General features: G+C 33.2%; 18 protein-coding genes. 7 read left to right on the forward strand and 11 right to left on the reverse strand.

Going from position 1 to position 19,942, the window contains the following annotated elements; all coding sequences use genetic code 11:
- Nucleotides 1-8: 8 nt before the first annotated feature.
- The 4 genes from KEM10_RS21995 (at nt 9) to KEM10_RS22010 (ending at nt 4,131) form a co-directional block, all read left to right on the forward strand.
- Entirely contained in the window at nt 9-1,166 is a 1,158-nt protein-coding gene (locus KEM10_RS21995) for an acyltransferase family protein (RefSeq protein WP_212219875.1), read from the forward strand.
- Nucleotides 1,163-1,741 (forward strand): sugar O-acetyltransferase, encoded by a 579-nt coding sequence (locus KEM10_RS24825; protein ID WP_212219878.1) that lies wholly within the window; start codon nt 1,163-1,165, stop codon nt 1,739-1,741. Before KEM10_RS21995 ends, KEM10_RS24825 begins: the two co-directional genes overlap by 4 nt.
- 425 nt (nt 1,742-2,166) lie before the next feature.
- Nucleotides 2,167-3,171, forward strand: coding sequence for an aldo/keto reductase (locus KEM10_RS22005; RefSeq protein WP_212219881.1), 1,005 nt, complete (start codon nt 2,167-2,169; stop codon nt 3,169-3,171).
- A gap of 45 nt (nt 3,172-3,216) precedes the next feature.
- Nucleotides 3,217-4,131: a helix-turn-helix domain-containing protein gene (locus KEM10_RS22010; RefSeq protein ID WP_212219884.1), complete on the forward strand. Its 915-nt coding sequence runs from the start codon at nt 3,217-3,219 to the stop codon at nt 4,129-4,131.
- Between the two features lie 143 nt (nt 4,132-4,274).
- Here KEM10_RS22010 and KEM10_RS22015 read toward each other — a convergent pair whose 3' ends face one another.
- From KEM10_RS22015 to KEM10_RS22040, 6 genes are read right to left on the reverse strand one after another with little or no spacing between them, the layout of a single operon-like run.
- The gene (locus KEM10_RS22015; protein ID WP_212219887.1) at nt 4,275-5,144 is read right to left on the reverse strand and encodes a DUF5131 family protein; all 870 of its coding nucleotides are present in this window, start codon (nt 5,142-5,144) and stop codon (nt 4,275-4,277) included.
- Between the two features lie 7 nt (nt 5,145-5,151).
- Nucleotides 5,152-6,012 (reverse strand): alpha/beta fold hydrolase, encoded by an 861-nt coding sequence (locus KEM10_RS22020; protein WP_212219890.1) that lies wholly within the window; start codon nt 6,010-6,012, stop codon nt 5,152-5,154.
- A 56-nt stretch (nt 6,013-6,068) separates the two neighbouring features.
- On the reverse strand, nt 6,069-6,905 hold the full coding sequence (locus KEM10_RS22025; protein ID WP_212219893.1) for a hypothetical protein: 837 nt from the start codon (nt 6,903-6,905) through the stop codon (nt 6,069-6,071).
- Between the two features lie 16 nt (nt 6,906-6,921).
- On the reverse strand, nt 6,922-7,203 hold the full coding sequence (locus tag KEM10_RS22030; protein WP_212219896.1) for a putative quinol monooxygenase: 282 nt from the start codon (nt 7,201-7,203) through the stop codon (nt 6,922-6,924).
- A gap of 19 nt (nt 7,204-7,222) precedes the next feature.
- Complete coding sequence (locus KEM10_RS22035) at nt 7,223-7,444, reverse strand: tautomerase family protein (RefSeq protein ID WP_212219899.1); 222 nt, start codon at nt 7,442-7,444, stop codon at nt 7,223-7,225.
- Between the two features lie 27 nt (nt 7,445-7,471).
- Nucleotides 7,472-7,897, reverse strand: a complete 426-nt coding sequence (locus tag KEM10_RS22040; protein WP_212219901.1) for a cupin domain-containing protein — start codon at nt 7,895-7,897, stop codon at nt 7,472-7,474.
- 229 nt (nt 7,898-8,126) lie between these two features.
- Here KEM10_RS22040 and KEM10_RS22045 point away from each other — a divergent pair, with 229 nt between their 5' ends.
- The 3 genes from KEM10_RS22045 to KEM10_RS22055 all read left to right on the forward strand — a co-directional run bounded on the left by KEM10_RS22045 (nt 8,127) and on the right by KEM10_RS22055 (nt 11,034).
- Nucleotides 8,127-8,462 carry a winged helix-turn-helix transcriptional regulator gene (locus KEM10_RS22045; RefSeq protein ID WP_212219904.1) on the forward strand — a complete coding sequence of 112 codons (336 nt, stop codon included), beginning with the start codon at nt 8,127-8,129 and terminating at the stop codon, nt 8,460-8,462.
- Between the two features lie 31 nt (nt 8,463-8,493).
- Nucleotides 8,494-9,012 (forward strand): GNAT family N-acetyltransferase, encoded by a 519-nt coding sequence (locus KEM10_RS22050; protein WP_212219907.1) that lies wholly within the window; start codon nt 8,494-8,496, stop codon nt 9,010-9,012.
- An 81-nt stretch (nt 9,013-9,093) separates the two neighbouring features.
- The gene (locus KEM10_RS22055; protein WP_212219910.1) at nt 9,094-11,034 is read left to right on the forward strand and encodes a glycoside hydrolase family 97 protein; all 1,941 of its coding nucleotides are present in this window, start codon (nt 9,094-9,096) and stop codon (nt 11,032-11,034) included.
- Nucleotides 11,035-11,435: 401 nt separating this feature from the next.
- Here the strand turns inward: KEM10_RS22055 and KEM10_RS24590 are convergent, their stop codons facing one another.
- The 5 genes from KEM10_RS24590 to KEM10_RS22075 form a co-directional block, all read right to left on the reverse strand.
- On the reverse strand, nt 11,436-11,567 hold the full coding sequence (locus KEM10_RS24590; protein ID WP_262897947.1) for a hypothetical protein: 132 nt from the start codon (nt 11,565-11,567) through the stop codon (nt 11,436-11,438).
- Between the two features lie 329 nt (nt 11,568-11,896).
- Nucleotides 11,897-16,378 (reverse strand): NACHT domain-containing protein, encoded by a 4,482-nt coding sequence (locus KEM10_RS22060; protein ID WP_212219913.1) that lies wholly within the window; start codon nt 16,376-16,378, stop codon nt 11,897-11,899.
- A gap of 318 nt (nt 16,379-16,696) precedes the next feature.
- Nucleotides 16,697-17,674, reverse strand: a complete 978-nt coding sequence (locus tag KEM10_RS22065) for a DUF6371 domain-containing protein (protein ID WP_212219916.1) — start codon at nt 17,672-17,674, stop codon at nt 16,697-16,699.
- Between the two features lie 261 nt (nt 17,675-17,935).
- Entirely contained in the window at nt 17,936-19,291 is a 1,356-nt protein-coding gene (locus KEM10_RS22070; RefSeq protein ID WP_212219919.1) for a DUF3987 domain-containing protein, read from the reverse strand.
- Between the two features lie 10 nt (nt 19,292-19,301).
- On the reverse strand, nt 19,302-19,583 hold the full coding sequence (locus KEM10_RS22075) for a helix-turn-helix domain-containing protein (protein ID WP_212219922.1): 282 nt from the start codon (nt 19,581-19,583) through the stop codon (nt 19,302-19,304).
- Between the last annotated feature and the right edge of the window lie 359 nt (nt 19,584-19,942).

Here is a 19,942-nt window from a genome sequence, read left to right on the forward strand (position 1 = left end):
GATATAAAATGAACCTTAGCAATACAAGCCAATTAGGTTTCTCCGACACTAAAAAGCATTATAAAATATTAGATGGTTTACGCGGTGTTGCAGCGATCATAGTTGTCGCTTTTCATATTCTCGAAACATTTACTGGAGGTGACCACTCCAAGCAGATCATCAATCACGGTTATTTGGCTGTTGATTTCTTCTTTGTTCTTTCCGGTTTTGTTATTGGCTATGCCTATGATGACCGTTGGCAAAAAATGACACTTGGAGGTTTCTTTAAACGACGCTTAATTCGTCTTCATCCCATGATTATAATAGGGATGATTATTGGTGCTGTTACTTTTTATTTTCAGGATAGCAGTTTCTTTCCTGTAATATCTGAAACTCCGGTTTGGAAAATGTTATTGGTAATGGTAATAGGTTTTACCTTAATTCCGGTTGGTCATTCGATGGATATTAGGGGTTGGACAGAAATGCATCCCTTGAATGGGCCAGCATGGTCACTGTTTTTTGAATACGTTGGTAATATACTTTACGCATTATTTATCAGGAAACTTTCAAATAAAATTTTAGCACTATTGGTATTTATTGCCGGAGCTGCATTAATTCATCTGGCTGTGACCAGTCCGCACGGTGATGTAATTGGTGGATGGTCAATTGATGCTACTCAACTTAGAATAGGATTCACAAGACTTCTCTATCCATTTTTAGCAGGTTTATTATTATCCAGAATAGTAAAGCCTGGTCAATACAAGAATGCATTCTTCTGGAGTAGTTTAATACTTGTTGTTGTTTTCTCAATACCAAGAGTTGGAAATCCTGAACAAGTTTGGCAAAATGGTCTTTACGATTCATTGTCAATAATATTTGTCTTTCCTTTAGTCGTTTATATTGGAGCCAGTGGTGAGACAAAAGGAAAGATGGCATCTAAAATAAGTCGTTTTCTTGGTGACATATCCTATCCCTTATACATAATCCATTACCCTTTTATTTATATGTATATGGCTTGGATAGCCAAAAATCAAGAATTTATTGATACAGCTCCTCTCGGAAAAACAACAATGATTTTGATATCTATTACAGTACTCTTAGTAACTGTGACCTTGGCATATGCCTTGTTTAAACTTTATGATGTACCTGTACGGAAATGGCTGACTAATAAATTGATGAAAAAGTGAAAACAGAGAAACAAAAAATGCTTGCATGTGAATTGTTTAATGCATTTGAAGAAGAGCTTGCAAATGAACGATTGTATGCAAAAAAGATTTTACAAGAATTAAATGATTCATCCGTAAATGATGAAAATACTAGGCGGCAAAAAATTCAATCATTAATACCTAATTGTGGCCCAAATATATGGATACAATCTCCATTTTACTGTGATTACGGCTATAACATAGAATTGGGAGACAACGTGTTTTTTAATTTCAACTGCACTGTTTTAGATATTGCAAAAGTTAAAATAGGAGATAGAGTATTAATAGGTCCAAACACACAGATTTATACGGTTATGCACCCAATCAACCATATTGAAAGGTCATCCGGTTTAGAGTATGGCAAACCCATTATTATCGGAGATGATGTATGGATTGGAGGGGGCGTTATTATTTGTCCTGGAGTTAAAATTGGTGACAGAACAGTTATTGGTGCAGGTAGTGTGGTTACCAAGGATATGCCTTCTGATGTTGTTGCTGCTGGAAATCCTTGTAGGGTTATTCGGGATATTAAAATCAATACCCCAAATCCTGATTGATAAGAATAATCTTGATTCTGTGTTTTGGAAATGCTTTTTCTGTAATAACCCAGCTATTACAGATTCTTTGATTGGTGTTTACTCAGAGATTATTGGGTAAGTACTGGAGTACAAAAGGTATTATTTTTCAATAGCGGCCTTAAAATGGATGGTATCATCGGCAATCACACTATTGCTGCAATCAACTCCTGCAACTCTAAAATGCTATTTGAGCCCATATAATCTGCTCGCATTCATTCCTATCATATCAATGCACAGAAAGGCCAGAATCAGAAATTTTTAATGGATGGTTGAGAAGGATTGAATCAATTGTTTTTTGAAAATTGCTGATTTGAAAAGTACGATATGAACACAACACCATGTGATTTGGATACATACCTGACTGAAAAAGTCCAGACTTTTGTATAAATCAAAAAAATATGCAAATGGATAATATCAAACAAGTAAAATTAGGAAGTCAAGGACTTGTTATCCCAACCATCGGATTAGGTTGCATGGGAATGACAGATATGATGGGAATGGCTACATATGGTCAAGCAAACGATGACGAATCAATTGCAACAATTCATCGCTCATTAGAATTAGGTGGTAATTTACTTGACACAGCAGATCTTTATGGTCCTTTTAAAAATGAACAACTCATTGCAAAAGCAATTCAAGGAAAAAGAGAACAAGTAATAATCGCGTCAAAGTTTGGTTATGAAATTGAAGACAATACTAAGCCGACCGGAAAAATTAACGGTAGTAAGGCTTACGTAAGAAAAGCAGTTGAACGTTCCCTGAAAAACTTAAATACTGATTACATCGATTTATATTACCTGCATCGCCTAGATAAAAATACACCCATCGAGGAGACCGTAGGAGCAATGTCTGAATTAGTTAAAGAGGGTAAAATAGGTTATATTGGACTCTCAGAAGTTGGCTCAGAAACAATCAGAAAAGCACATCAAATCCATCCACTTACGGCTGTTCAAACAGAATATTCAATATTTGAACGCCAAGTAGAAGAATTAGGGATTTTAAAAACTTTGAAAGAACTAGGAATTGGTTTCGTTGCCTACTCGCCGCTGGGACGTGGATTTATGTCAGGACAATTTAAAAAACCTGAAGATTTACCAGAAACCGATTTTAGACGTTACCTTCCCCGTTTTCAAGGCGAGCAATTTTATAAAAACATTGACTTGCTCAATGAAATTGAGAAAATTGCAAAGGAGAAAGATGTTACGTGTTCACAATTAGCCATTGCTTGGGTTATTGCAAAAGGTTTCGTACCAATTCCGGGAACGAAAAGACCAAAATATGTTGAACAAAACATTTTAGCATCGCAAATAGTTTTAGACAATAAAGATATGGAGCGCTTGGAAAGCATCATTCCTCTAGGAACTGAAACAGGAAACAGATATGGAGACATGAGTGACGTTAATCTATAATATTCAAGGCGGGTTAATTCTCGCCCTTTTTATTAAATTTATCAAATGACAGAAAATACACATCATATCTATAAGAGCATTTCTGAGCTACATTCATCGTTGAATTTACCAAAACCAACAAATCCCTTAGTTAGTGTAATTAAACTAGAAGATTTGGACTCAGAAAACGGAGGTATAATTCATTCGATTACTTACAACTTTTACTCTGTATTTCTAAAGAAAAATTTTGATGGAAAAATAAAATACGGACATCAATATTATGATTTTGATGAAGGTACAATGACCTTTTATGCACCTAAGCAAAAAGTTGTAATTGAAGATTATACCCCGACTAAACTTGAAGGCTGGATGTTGGTATTTCATCCCGATTTCCTTCATGGTTACTCGCTATCAAAAAAAATGAATGATTATGGCTTTTTCCTATATGCGGTTAATGAAGCATTACATGTTTCAGAAAGTGAAGAATTGATAATTTCAGGTGTCTTCCAAAATCTTAAAAATGAAATTAAAACATCAATAGATAATTTCACGCAAGATGTTGTCGTTTCTCACATAGACCTTTTATTAACCTATTGTAATCGTTTTTATAATCGACAGTTCATTACTAGAAAGAAACCATCAAAAGACTTGTTAATTAAATTTGAAGAAATTTTGAATGACTATTTTCATAACGAAGAATCGACTGTTAAAGGATTGCCTTCGGTTCAATATTTTTCAGAGAAACTTTTTGTTTCATCTCATTATTTAAATGACATGTTAAAATGTTTGACAGGACAAACAACACAGCAACACATTCAAAATCAATTAATAGAAAAAGCTAAAGAGCTATTAAGTACAACGTCTCTTTCTATTAGTGAAATTGCTTATGGTCTCGGATTTGAATACTCCCAATCGTTCAGTAAACTTTTTAAAAACAAGACAAACCTTACTCCTCAAGAATTTCGGAATTCCTTCAATTAAGCTTTACATCTTTCAAAAAAGGAGAACAACTCCATTTGTCGTCAAACTATTTTGGTGACCTTATTAAAAAGCAAAACCGAAGTTACACCGCTTGAATATAGGAACTCTCAATTGCAATTTTCAGTCTTTAATTCTTCTAATAATTAACACTTCCCGCAATTACTGCAACCATTGCAAATAGGTTTGCTTCCGCAAGTATGACAATTTGCTTTGAATTTAGGTTGATACATGTGGTTACATTCAATAAGAAAGCCCATTGTATCTTTTAGAATAAAGTTAATGGCCTTTCCTTTGTAATTCATACCCGATTTAAATGCCATTTGACTTTGAACCGATTTCTTTGGAATGGTGTAGGCTTTACCTTCTTTAATAAAATTAGTTCCGGTCTCGATAAAGCAGAATGAAATGTTGTGTGTAATACATTGCTGTTGTAAAGATTTTATCCAATCAAAATTACAAGGCCTTGCTCCATCATAATTTTCACCACCTGCAATAACCTGTTCAATCTGTCTGGTTTTCAGATAATCTTCAATTTGTATATCACCAATCAAAGGCGCAGTCATAATCCCCTTATGTTTAAAGGGTAAGTTTAAGAGAATGGGAATTCTTTCATCGGCACGCTTTTGGTTTTCGCAGGTCACATTAAAGAAGATGTTTTCCCATCCATAGCCCCAATTATTTGGCAAACACTTTTCAACTCTTTCAGGGCGTTTGGTTAGTAGAAAGAACTTTACATCACTTCGCATTTTCATCATTTGCCATGCTTCATCACGCCAGCAATCTGCTTCTTCCAAAAAGAAATCGGAAGTCATGCAAACTCTTATTAATTCACCACTTTTAATCTTGTATTGTCCATTCCTGTTTTTCTGTAACGGATAATTAAAGCCAGATTTAGTTTTGTAGATATTGGAACCCTCTTTATCACGTTGCCTGTCAAGAAAGAACATGTAACAATGCTTACAGCCTTCGCTTATTTTAGTACAACCGTGCCAGGGATTCCAGATATCGTGCATAACATTTCTACTCTTTGATAAAAGGCAATATACTTGCCCAAACAGCAGTAAAATTATCCAAAAGTACGGTATGTCCGCAATTAGGTATAATACTCAGTTGACTGTTAGGGATCATATTATATGCATTGATCACTGTAGGCAAAGGGGCGTTCATATCTTTCTCTCCTGCCATTACCAATACCGGGCATTTTATCGACATCAACAAATCCTTACTTGCAACCATAGTATTGTAAAAATGAGCCATATCATTCCAAAAATCCTGAAGTCTTTCTGGTTGTGGCATTAACGATATCTGTTGCTTCCAATAGGCACTATCCATCTTAAAGGCTTCTTCTGTGGTATTAAAAACAACTTTTCGCAAACCGGGCTTTTGTTCTCCGGCTCCAATAGCTATAAGCTTTGAAATTCTTTCAGGATACATGCTTGCTACTTTATATCCTGTATAAGCACCATCGCTAAAGCCTAATAGAATCACTTTATTCTTAGTTATTTTATCAACAACAGCCATAACATCTTTAGCCTTTTGCTCATAGGTAATAGGTTTTGTTCCAATCTCTGATTTTCCATGTCCTCTGGTTGAAATAGCGATTACCTGGTAATTAACTTTTAAGCTGTCGATAAATTCTGCCATCTCAATGGTTGAGCCAAATATTCCACCATGAAGTATTACAACGGGTTGCCCTTTGCCATATACTTCATAATAAATCTTTGCATCATCTGCTTGCACATAATAGCCTGCTTCTGGATTAGCTCCATAAGATATTTCATTAATTACATTTTCAGGTTGAAATACTCTGCGTAGGTTTTGCTGTGCGAATATATTTAGGCATGTAAAAAGCAACAGCATTAATAACAAATTTAATCTCATAATAACCTATGTTTAAAAGCAGAGGTTATCCTAAGCGGACAACCTCTGATATATCATTATTTATATAAAGCAGTTGCTAAACCAGCTATATCTCCTTCCAAATTTGGATAAGCTTTTTTAACAGCAGTAACAAAACCGTCTTTTGTTTTTTCAGTTGACAGGATTTTGTTGATTTTCTTCAGATATTCTATTTCAAACTCTACTGTTTCAATATCTGTTGTTGCCATTCCGTGGCCTCCGATAAGAACTGAACAACCTGATGCTTTAACTTTTTCTAATTCTGAAAGCACAGCATTTACTGCATCCCTATTATGTATTTGAAGAGGGCTTGGGTGCGCTTTAGCAGGGGTAAAATGTGTATAATATACTTTCTTTCCAATAATGATACTAGAAGCAGGAAAATCGGATGCTACACCAGGAGCAAACTGAAACTCTACACCTGCCCATTTCTTTTTAGCATCTTTAGCAATAACTTCGGTTTCTGAGTATTTGGTAACATCCATTTTATCTTTGAATACATCGCCAAAATGGTTCATCATACCTCCATAAACAGTGCCTTCCGAAAACTCAGGCATTCCTTCTACGCGCACAAACAAAGACTCATCATAACCTGTAAATCCGGCAATGTGATAATCAGCAATTACTTTAACTACAGGTTTGCCTAATTGAGCAATATAGTCTTTCATCACTTTTATATCGTCATAGAATGCTACTGGCTCAATAATTACAACTCCATTCTTACCTTCAATAATATAATTGATATCTCCCAAAGGGTCTCCGGTAACAAAGGAGTGTAATTTAAATTTGCCCAAATCTTTAACCTGGAACTTTTCTTGTGCTTGAACACAAACTACTATGCCAATAAAGGCTACCGCTAATACGAACTTTTTCATAAAATTTACAATTAAATTAGAATGTGTTGATAACTGGTTCAGCCTTTAATAATGGCATTACCTCCGTGAAGAAGTTTGCTAAATATTCTGAATCGTGATGAATTTTAAGAGCTTGTTCATTTTTGTATTCTTCGTAAAACAAATACTCCAAATCTTCACTAAAGGAATTCTGATACAAATTGTAAGAGATGCATCCCTCTTCTTTATTTGTATGAATTATCATCTTCTGAGCCAGTTTAAGAAACATATTTTTCGATGCCTCATTAATGATTAATTTGGCTACTACTGTTTTCTTCATTATTAATGACCATTCATTATTAATAACCAGGCTTTTTGTACAGTTTTTCAAGATTTGGTCTGATTTCTGAATCATAAACCTTATCCATCCATTCAGTCTCAGCAACTTCTTCGATAGCAATAGAAATTGCGCTTTCTGGTTTGTTAACTATTGACACTAGGGAGTCAGTAACTTGTTTAGTTAGCTCTTTCTTTTGTTCTACTGTAGTTCCCGGATACATCTTAATTACAACGTGTGGCATAATTCTCAAATTTTAATTACAAAAAAATTACTTGTCGTAAACTCCATTTACTTCTTTTCCAATCACCATGATTTTATTGAAATCCGGAAGATGAGCAATCTCAGGAAGGTTTGTAGTCCCAAAATCAATATAAACCAGTTTCTCATCTGATTCATTTCTTACCACATGTGCTCCATTAACACCAGTTGGAAATCCAATAACATCACCTGCTTTAACTTTTATATCTCCATCCTTAGTGCGAACAACACCATTTCCGCTGATGAAATAAAAAACTTCTTCATTTGCTTCGTGATAATGATAACCATACGCATAATTTCCGGGTTCTATTTCCACAAAATTTGCTCTACACTTTCCTGGTTCGGTGATAATTTTCTTTTCTGTAAATTCATTGCCATCACTAACAATTTTTTCACCTTTTAATGTTTCTACATTCTTTACAATTAAATCTTTCATAATAAACCTGTTTTTATTGTTCTATGGGTACAAAATTGAGGTTATTTGAAGTCCTGTGCAAATGGGTTCGCAACCTACCTTCAAGGTTAGAATTACTGATTAATAGAATATTACAAGGATAATATTTTTCAAAAAAGTTAATCTCTGCATGAAGTATTATATCCTTTGAGTAGTATTACTCTCCAAAAGAGATTATTTTATAACTTTGTAATCAAAAATAGATAGTGTTATGCAACGATTAGACCCCTTATATCCAACTTGTCCAATACGAAATGTGATAGACCGTATGAGTGATAAATGGTCATTATTAATCCTTAGTACTCTTAATCAAAACGGGATTATGCGTTATAAAGAATTAAATTCAGCTATTCCTGATATATCGCAAAAAATGTTGTCTAGTACATTAAAACGCTTAGAAGCTGATAAACTGATTAACCGTAAAATGTATCCTGAAATTCCGCCTCGTGTTGAATATTCGTTAACCAATACAGGTCAGAAATTAATGCCCGCCGTTGGTATGATGGTGGATTGGGCTTTGGAATATTTTGATGAGATAACGAAGTAGATATTAGTTTATAACAACACTCTATAAAAATATGAATCCAATTATAATATGTGAAGTCACACTCGACGATTTAGAAGAACTGCAAAAGGTAAGTAAGCAAACATTCTTCGAGACTTTTTCTTCTGACAATTCAAAAGAGGACATGGAAAAATATTTGAATATTAATTTCTCAAAAGAAAAACTAAGTCAAAAAATTAAAAATCAATATTCAACATTCTTTATGGCAAAAATTGACAATAAAGCGATTGGCTATTTGAAAATAAATACTAAATCTGCTCAAACAGAGCTTATAAATCAAAATTCACTCGAAATTGAAAGAATTTATGTCCTAAAAGAATTCTTAGGAAAGAAGGTGGGACAAATATTATACAACCAAGCCATTGAAATAGCTCAAAAAGTAAATGCTGAACTTATATGGTTAGGAGTATGGGAACATAATTTGAGAGCTATCAGGTTTTATCAGAAAAACGGTTTTAAAGCATTTGATAAACATATTTTTAAACTAGGAGAAGATGAACAAACCGATATTCTAATGAAACTAACATTGTAGTCACTGATGACATTTATTAATGATGATGTATATATTCAACTATAAGGTATTAATCTTGAAATACAAATAATTAAAATAAAAATGAAAAGAAAACTAATAACCTGCTACCTGCTTCTATTTACTGCATTCACATTTGCACAAGAAAAATCACTAAATAGTCCTGACGGCAAACTAGCCTTAACTGTTAAACTCACAGATGGAAAAATTTCTTACACTGTACTGTATAATAACATTATGATGCTTGAAGATTCACCTCTTGGGTTAATCAGCAATGTAGGAGATTTTAGCAAAGAATTGTCTATTCATTCAACAGAAAATAATACAATAGATAAAAAGTACAAACAAGATAGAATTAAACAATCTACAATAAATTATGAAGCCAATGAGTTAACCATAACACTCTACAATAAAGAGAAACAGCAAATAGAAGTTGTTTTCAGGATTAGCAACAATGATATTGGTTTTAGATATAATCTGCCTCAATTTGGAGAAACTGCTTCATGCATTATAGAAAAAGAAATTACCGGATTCAATCTTCCGGAGGAAACAACCACATTTTTATCTCCACAAGCTACTCCCGGAATAGGATGGAAACGAACAAAACCTAGTTATGAAGAAGAATACGTTCCTGATGAACCTAGTTCCACACCGTCAAAATATGGCCAAGGATATACCTTTCCTTCGCTTTTTCATGTTGGAAATAATGGCTGGGTATTGGTTTCTGAAACAGGTGTAAGTAGTAAATATTGTGCCTCTCACTTAAGTGATGGTACTAAAGAAGGTGTTTACTCTATTGCTTTTCCTCAAGAAGGTGAAAATAATGGATTTGGAAGTACTACTCCTGCAATATCACTACCTGGTTCAACACCATGGCGTACCATTACAATATCAAATAATTTGAAACCAATCGTTGAAACAACTATTCCTTTTGACTTGGTAGAGCCTTTATATGAACCGTCTCAGGAATATAAGTACGGTCGTTCAACATGGAGTTGGATTATGTGGCAGGACAATAGCATGAATTACGATGACCAGGTTACTTATATTGATTTGGCAGCAGAAATGGGATACGAGTATATTTTGATGGATGCACTATGGGATACACAAGTGGGCTATGATAAAATACCGGAATTAATTAAATATGCTCAATCTAAAGGAGTTGATGTTTTTTTATGGTACAATTCAAACGGCTATTGGAATAATGCGCCACAAGGGCCAAAACATAAAATGGATAACTCCATTAGTCGTAAAGAAGAAATGAAGTGGTTACAGAGTTTAGGTGTGAAAGGTCTAAAGGTTGACTTCTTTGGCGGAGACAAGCAGGAAACAATGAAGCTCTATGAAGATATTCTTTCGGATGCTAATGAGTATGGCTTAATGATAATTTTTCATGGGTGTACATTACCTCGTGGTTGGGAACGTATGTATCCAAACTACATCGGTAGTGAAGCTGTTTTAGCTTCTGAAAATTTAATCTTTAATCAGCATTTTGATGATATGGAAGCCTATAATGCATGCCTTCACCCTTTCATACGCAATACTGTAGGAAGCATGGAATTTGGGCCAGTTTTATTAAATAAACGTCATAACAGAACAAATGATGGAGGAACGACAAGAAAAACATCTGACATTTTTCAGCTAGCTACGGCAATTTTGTATCAAACCCCAGTACAAATGTTTGGCATTGCACCCAACAACTTAACAGATGTTCCTGCATTTGAGATTGACTTTATGAAGGAAGTTCCAACTACATGGGATGAAACTGTTTTCATTGATGGTTATCCCGGTAAATACAGTGTTTTAGCACGTCGTCATAAAGACCAATGGTATGTAGTTGGTGTAAATGCACAAAAAGAAGCGATTAAGTTAAATGTTAATCTTCCGATGATGGCTGGAAAAGATGTGAAACTATACTCTGACAATAAGAAATCGGAACCACAATTTTCTGAAACAAAAATTAAAAACAGTGGTTCGGTGAATTTGACAATTCAACCTAATGGTGGGATTATAATAACAGAATAGAAGATTTATTAGATGTAATTTACTCCCGATTGTATTATCTTGTACAATCGGGAGTTGTTATCTTATAGTGAAAATAATAGACTGAATACTTCAATCAAAGAACTTAAATTATAAATATTCGATAGATAATCAAACCAGTGTTTTAGGAGACAATATATACTTCATTAATATGATCTAATGGTAAGGTTGAGATATCTTTTCCCCTATCTATTGTTATAGAGTTCTCTTCATCATCGTATTCAACTATTTTTCCTTGATAAATTACATTATCAACGTGGATGATAACTTGTGAGTTGGATTTGTTAAAGAATAACTGTCTTAAGATTAATCTTTGTTGATTTTTTTTATTTTATACATTATTATTCATTTAATGAACCTATCCAAATCTTAAGATACCAAAATTAATTTGTTGATTTACTAGGCTTTAAAGATGGTTTATTACCAGGTGTATTTTTGTTATCCCTTCTTCTTTTATCAAGAGTTCCATCTTTCTTTTTAGGCTTTGGCCCTGGTTTAATAGCTTCAATTTTCATTTCATTCTTTGTTTTAATAAGTAATCAGTTAGTGAAAGTGGTTACAAATTACTTTTATTAAATAAGATAGACAAGAATAAATTAAATTAGTTTTAGCTTAAAACTACACACCTCCATCCTTTTAATAAAGTTTTGATTCCATATTGGTAGGGGTAATATAAGTGTTAACTTTAAATATTGAAGAACTACTAAATAAGACTAATTTCTTCAATATTTAATTAATCGTGCGTGGTAGGACTTTATGCAATTTTCGTAATAGTCTTAGACTACAAAAATGGTTGACAAAGTAAGAATATTAAAGAACATAAAAAGATATTTACGTGATATCACTAATGATCTATGCTTTGCAATACCTTAACAATTGCAGAATTGTTTCTTTCACACTCAAGTTCTTTATCAAATATATCAAGTGTGTAATTAATTTTTTTCTTATCCTTATTTGTGTGTTGCAACAAAGCATTATAGGAATTGATAATCACATTTAAACTCTTATTATCGTAATAAAACTCATTTTGAATGCTTAATTGTGATTTAACCGATTGAATATTATTCAATAAACTTAAACAATCTATAGGATGAAAGTGAGTACATTTTGCAAGAAAATTAATGAAATTACCAGGAGTTAGTATGCAAACTTTAGATTTTGAGTAGTCTTCAATAAACGACCTAAAATCAATAAAATGCTCACAACTTAATTCCGAAAACAAGAATGTATATTCTCTTGCAATATCTATATCATCTTCCTCAAGAAACTCGCTAAGAATGATTTTACATTTTTCTGTGATATCATTGTTGTGCTTAAATATATTTGATTCTGCAACATGCAGCATTGCTTTTCTTACTTCTTTGATTTTCGGATAATAGTCTTGTAATAATGTATATGATTCTTCAATACCCTCAAGCCATGCCACTGTAAGCAATATTGAAATATCCTTTGTTAGTTTTTCAGATGTAATAGTTTTCCTAAAGTATGGTTCTAGTTCATTTTTATATTTTCGATTAAAATATTGAGCTGACCATATTGAGCTTTGCAAAACTTGTTCATTATCGGTATCAACTAACTTAAGAAATAGCTTAAAATTTCGCTCAATATTGTAATTATTTAGATAGGCTAATCTGTATAATGTAGCAGCTTTAACACAATCCATTGGATCCTCAGGTATTTTTTCTAAGGTAGCGAAAATCCGCTCAGAGTAATAAGGCTGATCATTTATCATGACTAAACGCTTAGCTGCTGCTCCACGATTAGAATTAATTCCATCACTCAATAGTGCATCTGGATTAAAAACTTCATTCGGATCAATATCCGTTAAAACTATTCTGACTAAATAACTAAATAGTTCATCATCCATGTATTCATCTCTCAATAAAGTATCGATTAACCAAACTACTCTTCGATTGGAGTGCGAAGTAATCCTTCCACATTTAATAAGTTGCTTAACCAATTGGACTTTAATTTCAGTTTTAATCTTTACTTCTGATTCGAAAAGACCTTCAACAGCATGGATGGCATAATCTATATGATAGGCATCTTTAATTATAAACTCACTTATATGATCAAGAAATTTTTCTGGTTCTTTCTTTACTACTTCCTTTAATGCTCTGCAATGCTCATCCTTGCCTCCTCTAAGACTTCCAAAATCATGATATTCGAAACCATTGTATTTCAACATGCTTCTTTTCCAAGCTACAATATTCATCTTCTCGTAAGCTTCATTATTTAAGGGATAACCAACTATTTTAGCTATGCCATATCGCTCTTTGATTTCATCTTTAATTACTCCATGCCTACGATTTAATTCCTGATACTTTTTCTTTAATAAGGGATTACTAAAAACATATTCCTTGGGGATGGATTGTAAATAGGTTAGTTGTGTATAGCCCCAATAAGTATATAACTTTCTTTTCCCGTTGTTGTCATTATAGGTGTGATATATTATTCGCTCATTAATATTTAATATAAGGTCAACCAACTCAGCTCTCTGATCAACATTAAAGTGTGGGTAGGCTTTATTAATAACTTGCCGAAATAAAATTAAAACATCATCTGTATCGCTAAGCAGTTCTCTTCTTTTAAAGATTTTAGCTAATTCAAATATTTCATTGATGAAATAGTGTGGATTAGCTTTTAACCCTTTTAAAACCACATTTAAAATTGTTGTATACCTGCTTTCAATATTTTCTTTTATAAATACATATATAATGTTTGAAGACTCTTCAGCAGCCTTATTAATATTTTTTTCTAATTGTGTAAATAAAAATCCATAATCTTTCTCTCTATAACCTCCCATACTCTGAAATGCATGATCCATAATTAAATCATTATCACTTCTCGGATATTGCATTTCAGTTTTACAAACTAAATCAGTAACTGCTTTCAAATTAAGCTCCAAGGCTTTATTAAAATGATTTGTATAAAGATGTGTCAAGAACTTTTCACCGTCATAGCCTATTTTAAGCTTTATATTACCGAGCTCATATTCAATACTTGATATTTTGTTTGAGAAATATGACTGAAATAAAGCAATCGCTGCGTCCTCATTTGTTTCTGAGATTTGAATTAATATATCAAACATGAAGTGTTCATCATCATAAAGCTCACTTTGCACTATCTCAAGTATTGAGAAAGCTTCTGGCAAATCCCAGATTTTATTGTAATAAAGGAGACGAATAAGTTCTCCATTTGAAAATGGTTCCTGTCCACTCAAAACAAAAGGTAAAATCAAACCTCTACACTCTGGAAGATGGCGTATTAAGATTGAATAAACTATTTGATGGTGGTTCAAGACCTTAGATAGTCTTAACGATAGAATATTATATCTCTCCAAAATAACTCGCAACCATCCATTAGAGTTTACATTGCTTAGAAACAGTTTTAATAGGTTTGTATTAGTTAATATCTTCTTGTCAAATAATTGTATTTCTTTAGCAGTAGGCTCTTGCTCTGAACTTAATAAACTTATTGTCAATAGTTTTATGTGGTATCTTATTTTTCGTCTGAAAAATGCTTGCTCAGTAAGTATATGCTTTAAAATATCAATGTATTTCTCGTGCTTTGTATCCCTGTAGAATGACAAGATCATCTTCAGACTTGACCTTACTTTTAATCCTTGCCAATGTTGATTAATATATTTGAAAACTGATTTATTTTCTCCGCAAAATTGCTTTGCAAAAACAAAATCATAAAACGTTTGATGGAAGAAATGAATTGAGCCACTTTTACCTACTAGAATTCCATTCTGTTGCAAATATTCAAGTTCCTTCGAAAACCGGTCAGGCAATGCATCATTTCGTAATGTTATTTTTTGCTCATCGTACATATTTGAAGCAATTGTATACAATACACTTTTCAGTTTGAGAACTCTTTTAGCAAGAGGAATATTGAGCACTTTCTGTCTCCATAACTCTTTGTATAAATCAGTAGTGGTCTTTAATAAATTCAGATTAAGGCTATGTGTGAAAATTCGACAGAATGCATCTAGGTTATACGGAGTTTTCAATAATTCAAACATAGCATCCGTAATCGAAAGTTTTGATCCTGACAATTGATTTAGAACTTTTGTTATTTCTTCTTTCGTCAGTGAATCGACATTAAAAGTTGTTTCCTTTTTAAAGGATTTAAAACCAAAATCATATTCCAAATCATAGGACCTGATTGAAACAACAATTCGCACTCTATCATATTTTCTTAAAGCACTAATCAACTGTTTATAGGTGGCTAGATATTCACCTCTTGCAGAATTAGTTTGAGAAAGGGCATCAATTTGATCCACTATCACAACAACTGTAGCATAATCATCGGTTAGCTTAACCAGTAGCTTTTCAATTGAATCGGTTAAATTCAATCGTTCTTCCAGTTGTTTTATTGAGTTCGTAGCATATTGATCAGCTTTTATACCAAGAGTAGGAATACCTTTGGTATCCAGCTTATTAAAAAGGTCTTTTAAAATAACAGATTTACCACTACCTGGCTGCCCAACCAGCAACGCCACCCTCTCCTTTTCGTCATCGAAATCTTTCTCTATCCATTCAACTAAAAAACCTGTTTCTTTTCTATCTATATGAGATCCCTCAACTCCCTCGAATTCATTTTTATACTCTGAAAGTATGACTGAAGCATTTTCAAAGTTTCGTATTATATCTGTTACAGGGATATTAGATCCTTCCCTTTCTTTTATAATGACCTTTGGTGAGAAGAATCTTTCTATTAATGCCACATTATATTTCTCATTCATCAATTTATCCAAGTCCGATCCAACAATCATTTTGACATTCAATTTATCTAAATGATTATTTAGGAACTTGTCTGCGCTATCCAGAGTATATTTCTCTTTCAAGGCAACATTACCGTTTAATACGCTCTTTATATAATCACCTAATTTTGTTTCAAGTAATATTTTGCTACTAAAATTAGTGAGTAGGCTTTGAGCTGCTTCATTGAACTTACTTGATACTACAAAATAGTAAGTAAATGTATTCAAATCACTTATCAATGATTGATCTATTCCATAGTGCAAAACAAACTTACATATTTCTTTTATACAATCAGGCTTTGCAAATGCATGCTTATTTTTCTCAGAGTGTTTACATTGAATAACACCAACATTACGTCCTTTTATGTGTAATGTGCAATCTCGTCCTCTTTCCCCAACTTTATCTAACCAATTAATTGCGTCAAACTTACATCTCCATAATCCACTAGCAATCTCATTGGAGTATATGTGATAAACAATCTCTTCAAATTCTTTAGGATCTTTTAAATAATAAGGAAATCCATGATTAGCATATACATTGGGTCTAGTATCAATCATTATTAATCAAGGTTAACAACATTGGACAATCTAATTTCACACATTGAAGCTATACAATATCACTCACATTTACGAATTATTTACTCTTGATTATTGCAGCAGTTGTTTTTACCTTACCAATATTATATACCATAAATAAATATTATCCCAAGGAGTGACACTACGATTATATTTATTCAAATTATTTCATATTCGAACTCTCTACTTTTGACCAGTACATAGTTTGGGGAGGAGATCACAAGCGTGAAATGTAGCAGAAAAAATGCCTCCATAAAGTATAGTTGATTGATCCTTTAAAAATTACCCAACGAACTCAAATTATATAGAGACAATAAGATCAAATTTTTCTATCAATAGAATTAAATATTTGTTCCTCTCTTTAAATCTATCAATAACAGCTTCTGGGCTTGCCATATACTGCTCCTTTTTGATGGAGATAACCAAGTCAGCAATATCATCCCCTTCATTTAAATCTGTATTCTCCAAAACCGTATTTACTTGAACATTAAAACAGGCACTTTCAGCAATCTTATTCCATTTCTCAAATGCTTTTCCTTTATCAGGAAATAAAGTCACCTGATAATTTCTGAGGGCATTAAGCTTTTGTACATTCAGCATTTCAATGGAGCCTACAGCAATCCAATTATATTGTGGATAATACAACGCTCCGAATATGGCATTCTTCTCCCCTTCAGCAATGGCCACTGGCGTTGTTTTATTGGCAAGTAGATGAGCGCCAAAGAATACTTGCTTCAAGTTAAAGTCCTTTTGATTAGTAATATGATGCACCCAATTTATATATCCATTACGTTTTAATGTATGAACATCATATTGCATTACTTTACCTGTTCGTATTTGTCCTAATCGATTGACTTGCCAGAAGATGGTTTTGTTTCCTTTGGCAGTACCAACGTAATACTTCTGTAAAACCTCCCAAACCATACGTTCCGGAAAATATTTACTCAACCCCATTGCAAAGTTGTTGTGGTGATAATTGGTAAGAGAAGCTTGCATTAACTTTTTGTCAATACATGAGGGTGGTTTTATAATTTGTTTTGGTTTAGGTACTGTGGTATAAAAATTATTCGGTTCGTATCCGTTTTTCTCAAAGTACATCATAGGGGTAAAATGGTAACCACATTTTTCTACCCTGTTACACCTTCCGGTATTATCAGATAAATGCTTGTTGGTATTATTATCGACATACCTGGTAAAAGTCCTTTGATGACACCCCGGACAATGATACCTGGTTGATCGTCCTTTATATTTTTCTAAAGAATAACGAATTTCTGACATAAAAGAGACTTTTCTTGTTATAGTGGAGTTTGTGGAGTTGTGGAGGATTATTGTTTTTCAAGCACTTACTACTCCACAGTACTCCACTCACTACACAGTTTTATAAATTTTAAGGTGACAATGAATCATTTTTTCGAATTTCTTACTCCACACAAACTCCACACAAACTCCACACGTAATTCGCTGTTAATTAACCAAACTCCACAACTCCACAAACTCCACAGAAGACCCTACTTTTTCCTTTCCACTTTTCTCTTATAACTAGTTGAAAACATCGGTCTCATACAGGCCCTTCTGAACCTTATGGGCCAGCTTGGTATTACTGAGCAATTGATATGCATATGACTCTTTTGCAATATTCAGTTTAATTGCCATATCAATAAACTCTTTATTGGTAAATTCCCGTTTGCCAATCTTTTTTAAAACCTGAAACACCTTGCCTTCCTTTGAATTATCTTCGTAAACATTTAAAACCATATTATTTAGCTTTAAGGCATTGGCAAAGAAATAATCCTTTAGCATTATGGCTTTCTTCATTGAATCATGACTTACTTGCTTTATTGGTCTCTCTTCAAAAAAGCAGGTAGACACTTCCAGAACCAAGGCAAATCGTAATATATATCGATCCAATTTTGACAATATTCCGGATATGGTGGCATCCTTATTAGATGGTTTTACATGTTTGTTTACTTCTTCAATAAATAAATCCTCTGCCTTTTCTGATAATAGTAACTCTTGAGTATTTGTATTCTCATAGACTTTATCCATCAATTCTTTCATCCTTGAATGGAACTTTTCAACCAGATAATCGTCCGGATTCTTTCTCCGGATATATTTCTTTTCCATTTTTAAAGGAATGGCGAACAGAATACGTTCAAAAAAACCATCTTTAATATCCTTCGCCTTGAAAGATGCGATGACATCATCCTGAATACTTCCGATAATAGAAACACAGGGCATACTTAACGAAGAGCTTTCCGCTTCTTTACGATCCAGAGAAATTGGAGCCCCATCCCAAATGGATAAAAACTGACTCTGCTTAGATGTTCCACTATAGCCAATCAGATTCAATATAAAACTCTTAAATTCATCAGGCATCAATATCAAACCATTGGGATTTTGCTTATGCATATTTATCAAGGCCTCAAATGTAGGGTCGGTAGAATACAGTTTTTTCTTGGTCGGTTTCTTATCACCTAAATCAGGATCATAATTGGCAATAGCTGCTTCATATTCCTGGTCGTATTGCTTTTGCAGATTTTTTATGGCTTTAAAGGCTGTTTTTAAGGGAGCACTTTTATTCTGCCCTGACTTTCCTACCAAAACCACCCACATAGATGGGTTTTCTATCCACTCAATATGCTTACGCAAATGATACGAATTGCCAATAATCCCGGCTAAAGCGGTAAAAATGCTTACAGCTGTATAATCAATGTTATAATTTCCATTGTCGTACAATTCAATAATAGTATCCTGGATAAACTTCGGAAATATACATAATGGAAATTCAGAATCCTCAGCTGTTTTCAATCTTAAATTGGCTTCTTGAAGAGACATCTTACCAAACGTAAGATGCGACCTCCCCAATTCTGTTTTATCTTTTTCAATTGATTCCATTAACAAAAGATTATCCATTAATACTTTCCAGGTAGGCTTCAATATCAGAAGCCTTGTAATAAATCTTACGTCCTGTTTTCTTAAAGGCAATCACCTTATTGTCACGCATGGTTTGCAAGGTTCGCCTGCTCACATTTAAAAGTTTACAAACTTCTTCGGTAACATACCAACGGTCTTTAAAACCATCATTCTTTTCGATACTGATACTATCAATCTTATCGTTAATTTGGTCAATCTTCCTCATTAACTTATTAAAGAGATAATCATCAACTACAACTACTGTATTGCTCATTTTTATACGATTTAAACGTGTTATTAAATTTTATTTCGTCAAACCTAAGCAATACGGTACACTCACGTTATAGTAAAAGATAGTATCTGATAGTAAATGCGAGTAAATGGTAGTAAAAGAACGTTCCGTAACGTATTTTATCGTTTTAATGGTTTTTAATTGAGCGCAAGTAAATATTATTGAATACAGACCAAATTACATCACACTTATAATTCTTGGTATTTTTCTTTTTACTGCTATTTATTACTATCTGAATATCAAACGTTTTTACTTTTATTACTATTTATTACCATGTTCTACATTCCTTTTGAAATTGCATTCTATTTCTCTATAATTGAATCAGAAAAATGCAAAAATGA

This window comes from Carboxylicivirga linearis (assembly GCF_018271995.1).
Lineage (GTDB): Bacteria > Bacteroidota > Bacteroidia > Bacteroidales > Marinilabiliaceae > Carboxylicivirga > Carboxylicivirga linearis.

Bases quoted from the DNA above. Each gene is read 5' to 3' on its own strand.
- KEM10_RS21995 (WP_212219875.1), top strand. From the start codon at position 9: ATGAACCTTAGCAATACAAGCCAATTAGGTTTCTCCGACACTAAAAAG.
- KEM10_RS22005 (WP_212219881.1), top strand. From the start codon at position 2,167: ATGGATAATATCAAACAAGTAAAATTAGGAAGTCAAGGACTTGTTATC.
- KEM10_RS22010 (WP_212219884.1), top strand. From the start codon at position 3,217: ATGACAGAAAATACACATCATATCTATAAGAGCATTTCTGAGCTACAT.
- KEM10_RS22015 (WP_212219887.1), bottom strand. From the start codon at position 5,144: ATGCACGATATCTGGAATCCCTGGCACGGTTGTACTAAAATAAGCGAA.
- KEM10_RS22020 (WP_212219890.1), bottom strand. From the start codon at position 6,012: ATGAGATTAAATTTGTTATTAATGCTGTTGCTTTTTACATGCCTAAAT.
- KEM10_RS22025 (WP_212219893.1), bottom strand. From the start codon at position 6,905: ATGAAAAAGTTCGTATTAGCGGTAGCCTTTATTGGCATAGTAGTTTGT.
- KEM10_RS22030 (WP_212219896.1), bottom strand. From the start codon at position 7,203: ATGAAGAAAACAGTAGTAGCCAAATTAATCATTAATGAGGCATCGAAA.
- KEM10_RS22035 (WP_212219899.1), bottom strand. From the start codon at position 7,444: ATGCCACACGTTGTAATTAAGATGTATCCGGGAACTACAGTAGAACAA.
- KEM10_RS22040 (WP_212219901.1), bottom strand. From the start codon at position 7,897: ATGAAAGATTTAATTGTAAAGAATGTAGAAACATTAAAAGGTGAAAAA.
- KEM10_RS22045 (WP_212219904.1), top strand. From the start codon at position 8,127: ATGCAACGATTAGACCCCTTATATCCAACTTGTCCAATACGAAATGTG.
- KEM10_RS22050 (WP_212219907.1), top strand. From the start codon at position 8,494: ATGAATCCAATTATAATATGTGAAGTCACACTCGACGATTTAGAAGAA.
- KEM10_RS22055 (WP_212219910.1), top strand. From the start codon at position 9,094: ATGAAAAGAAAACTAATAACCTGCTACCTGCTTCTATTTACTGCATTC.
- KEM10_RS24590 (WP_262897947.1), bottom strand. From the start codon at position 11,567: ATGAAAATTGAAGCTATTAAACCAGGGCCAAAGCCTAAAAAGAAAGAT.
- KEM10_RS22060 (WP_212219913.1), bottom strand. From the start codon at position 16,378: ATGATTGATACTAGACCCAATGTATATGCTAATCATGGATTTCCTTAT.
- KEM10_RS22065 (WP_212219916.1), bottom strand. From the start codon at position 17,674: ATGTCAGAAATTCGTTATTCTTTAGAAAAATATAAAGGACGATCAACC.
- KEM10_RS22070 (WP_212219919.1), bottom strand. From the start codon at position 19,291: ATGGAATCAATTGAAAAAGATAAAACAGAATTGGGGAGGTCGCATCTT.
- KEM10_RS22075 (WP_212219922.1), bottom strand. From the start codon at position 19,583: ATGAGCAATACAGTAGTTGTAGTTGATGATTATCTCTTTAATAAGTTA.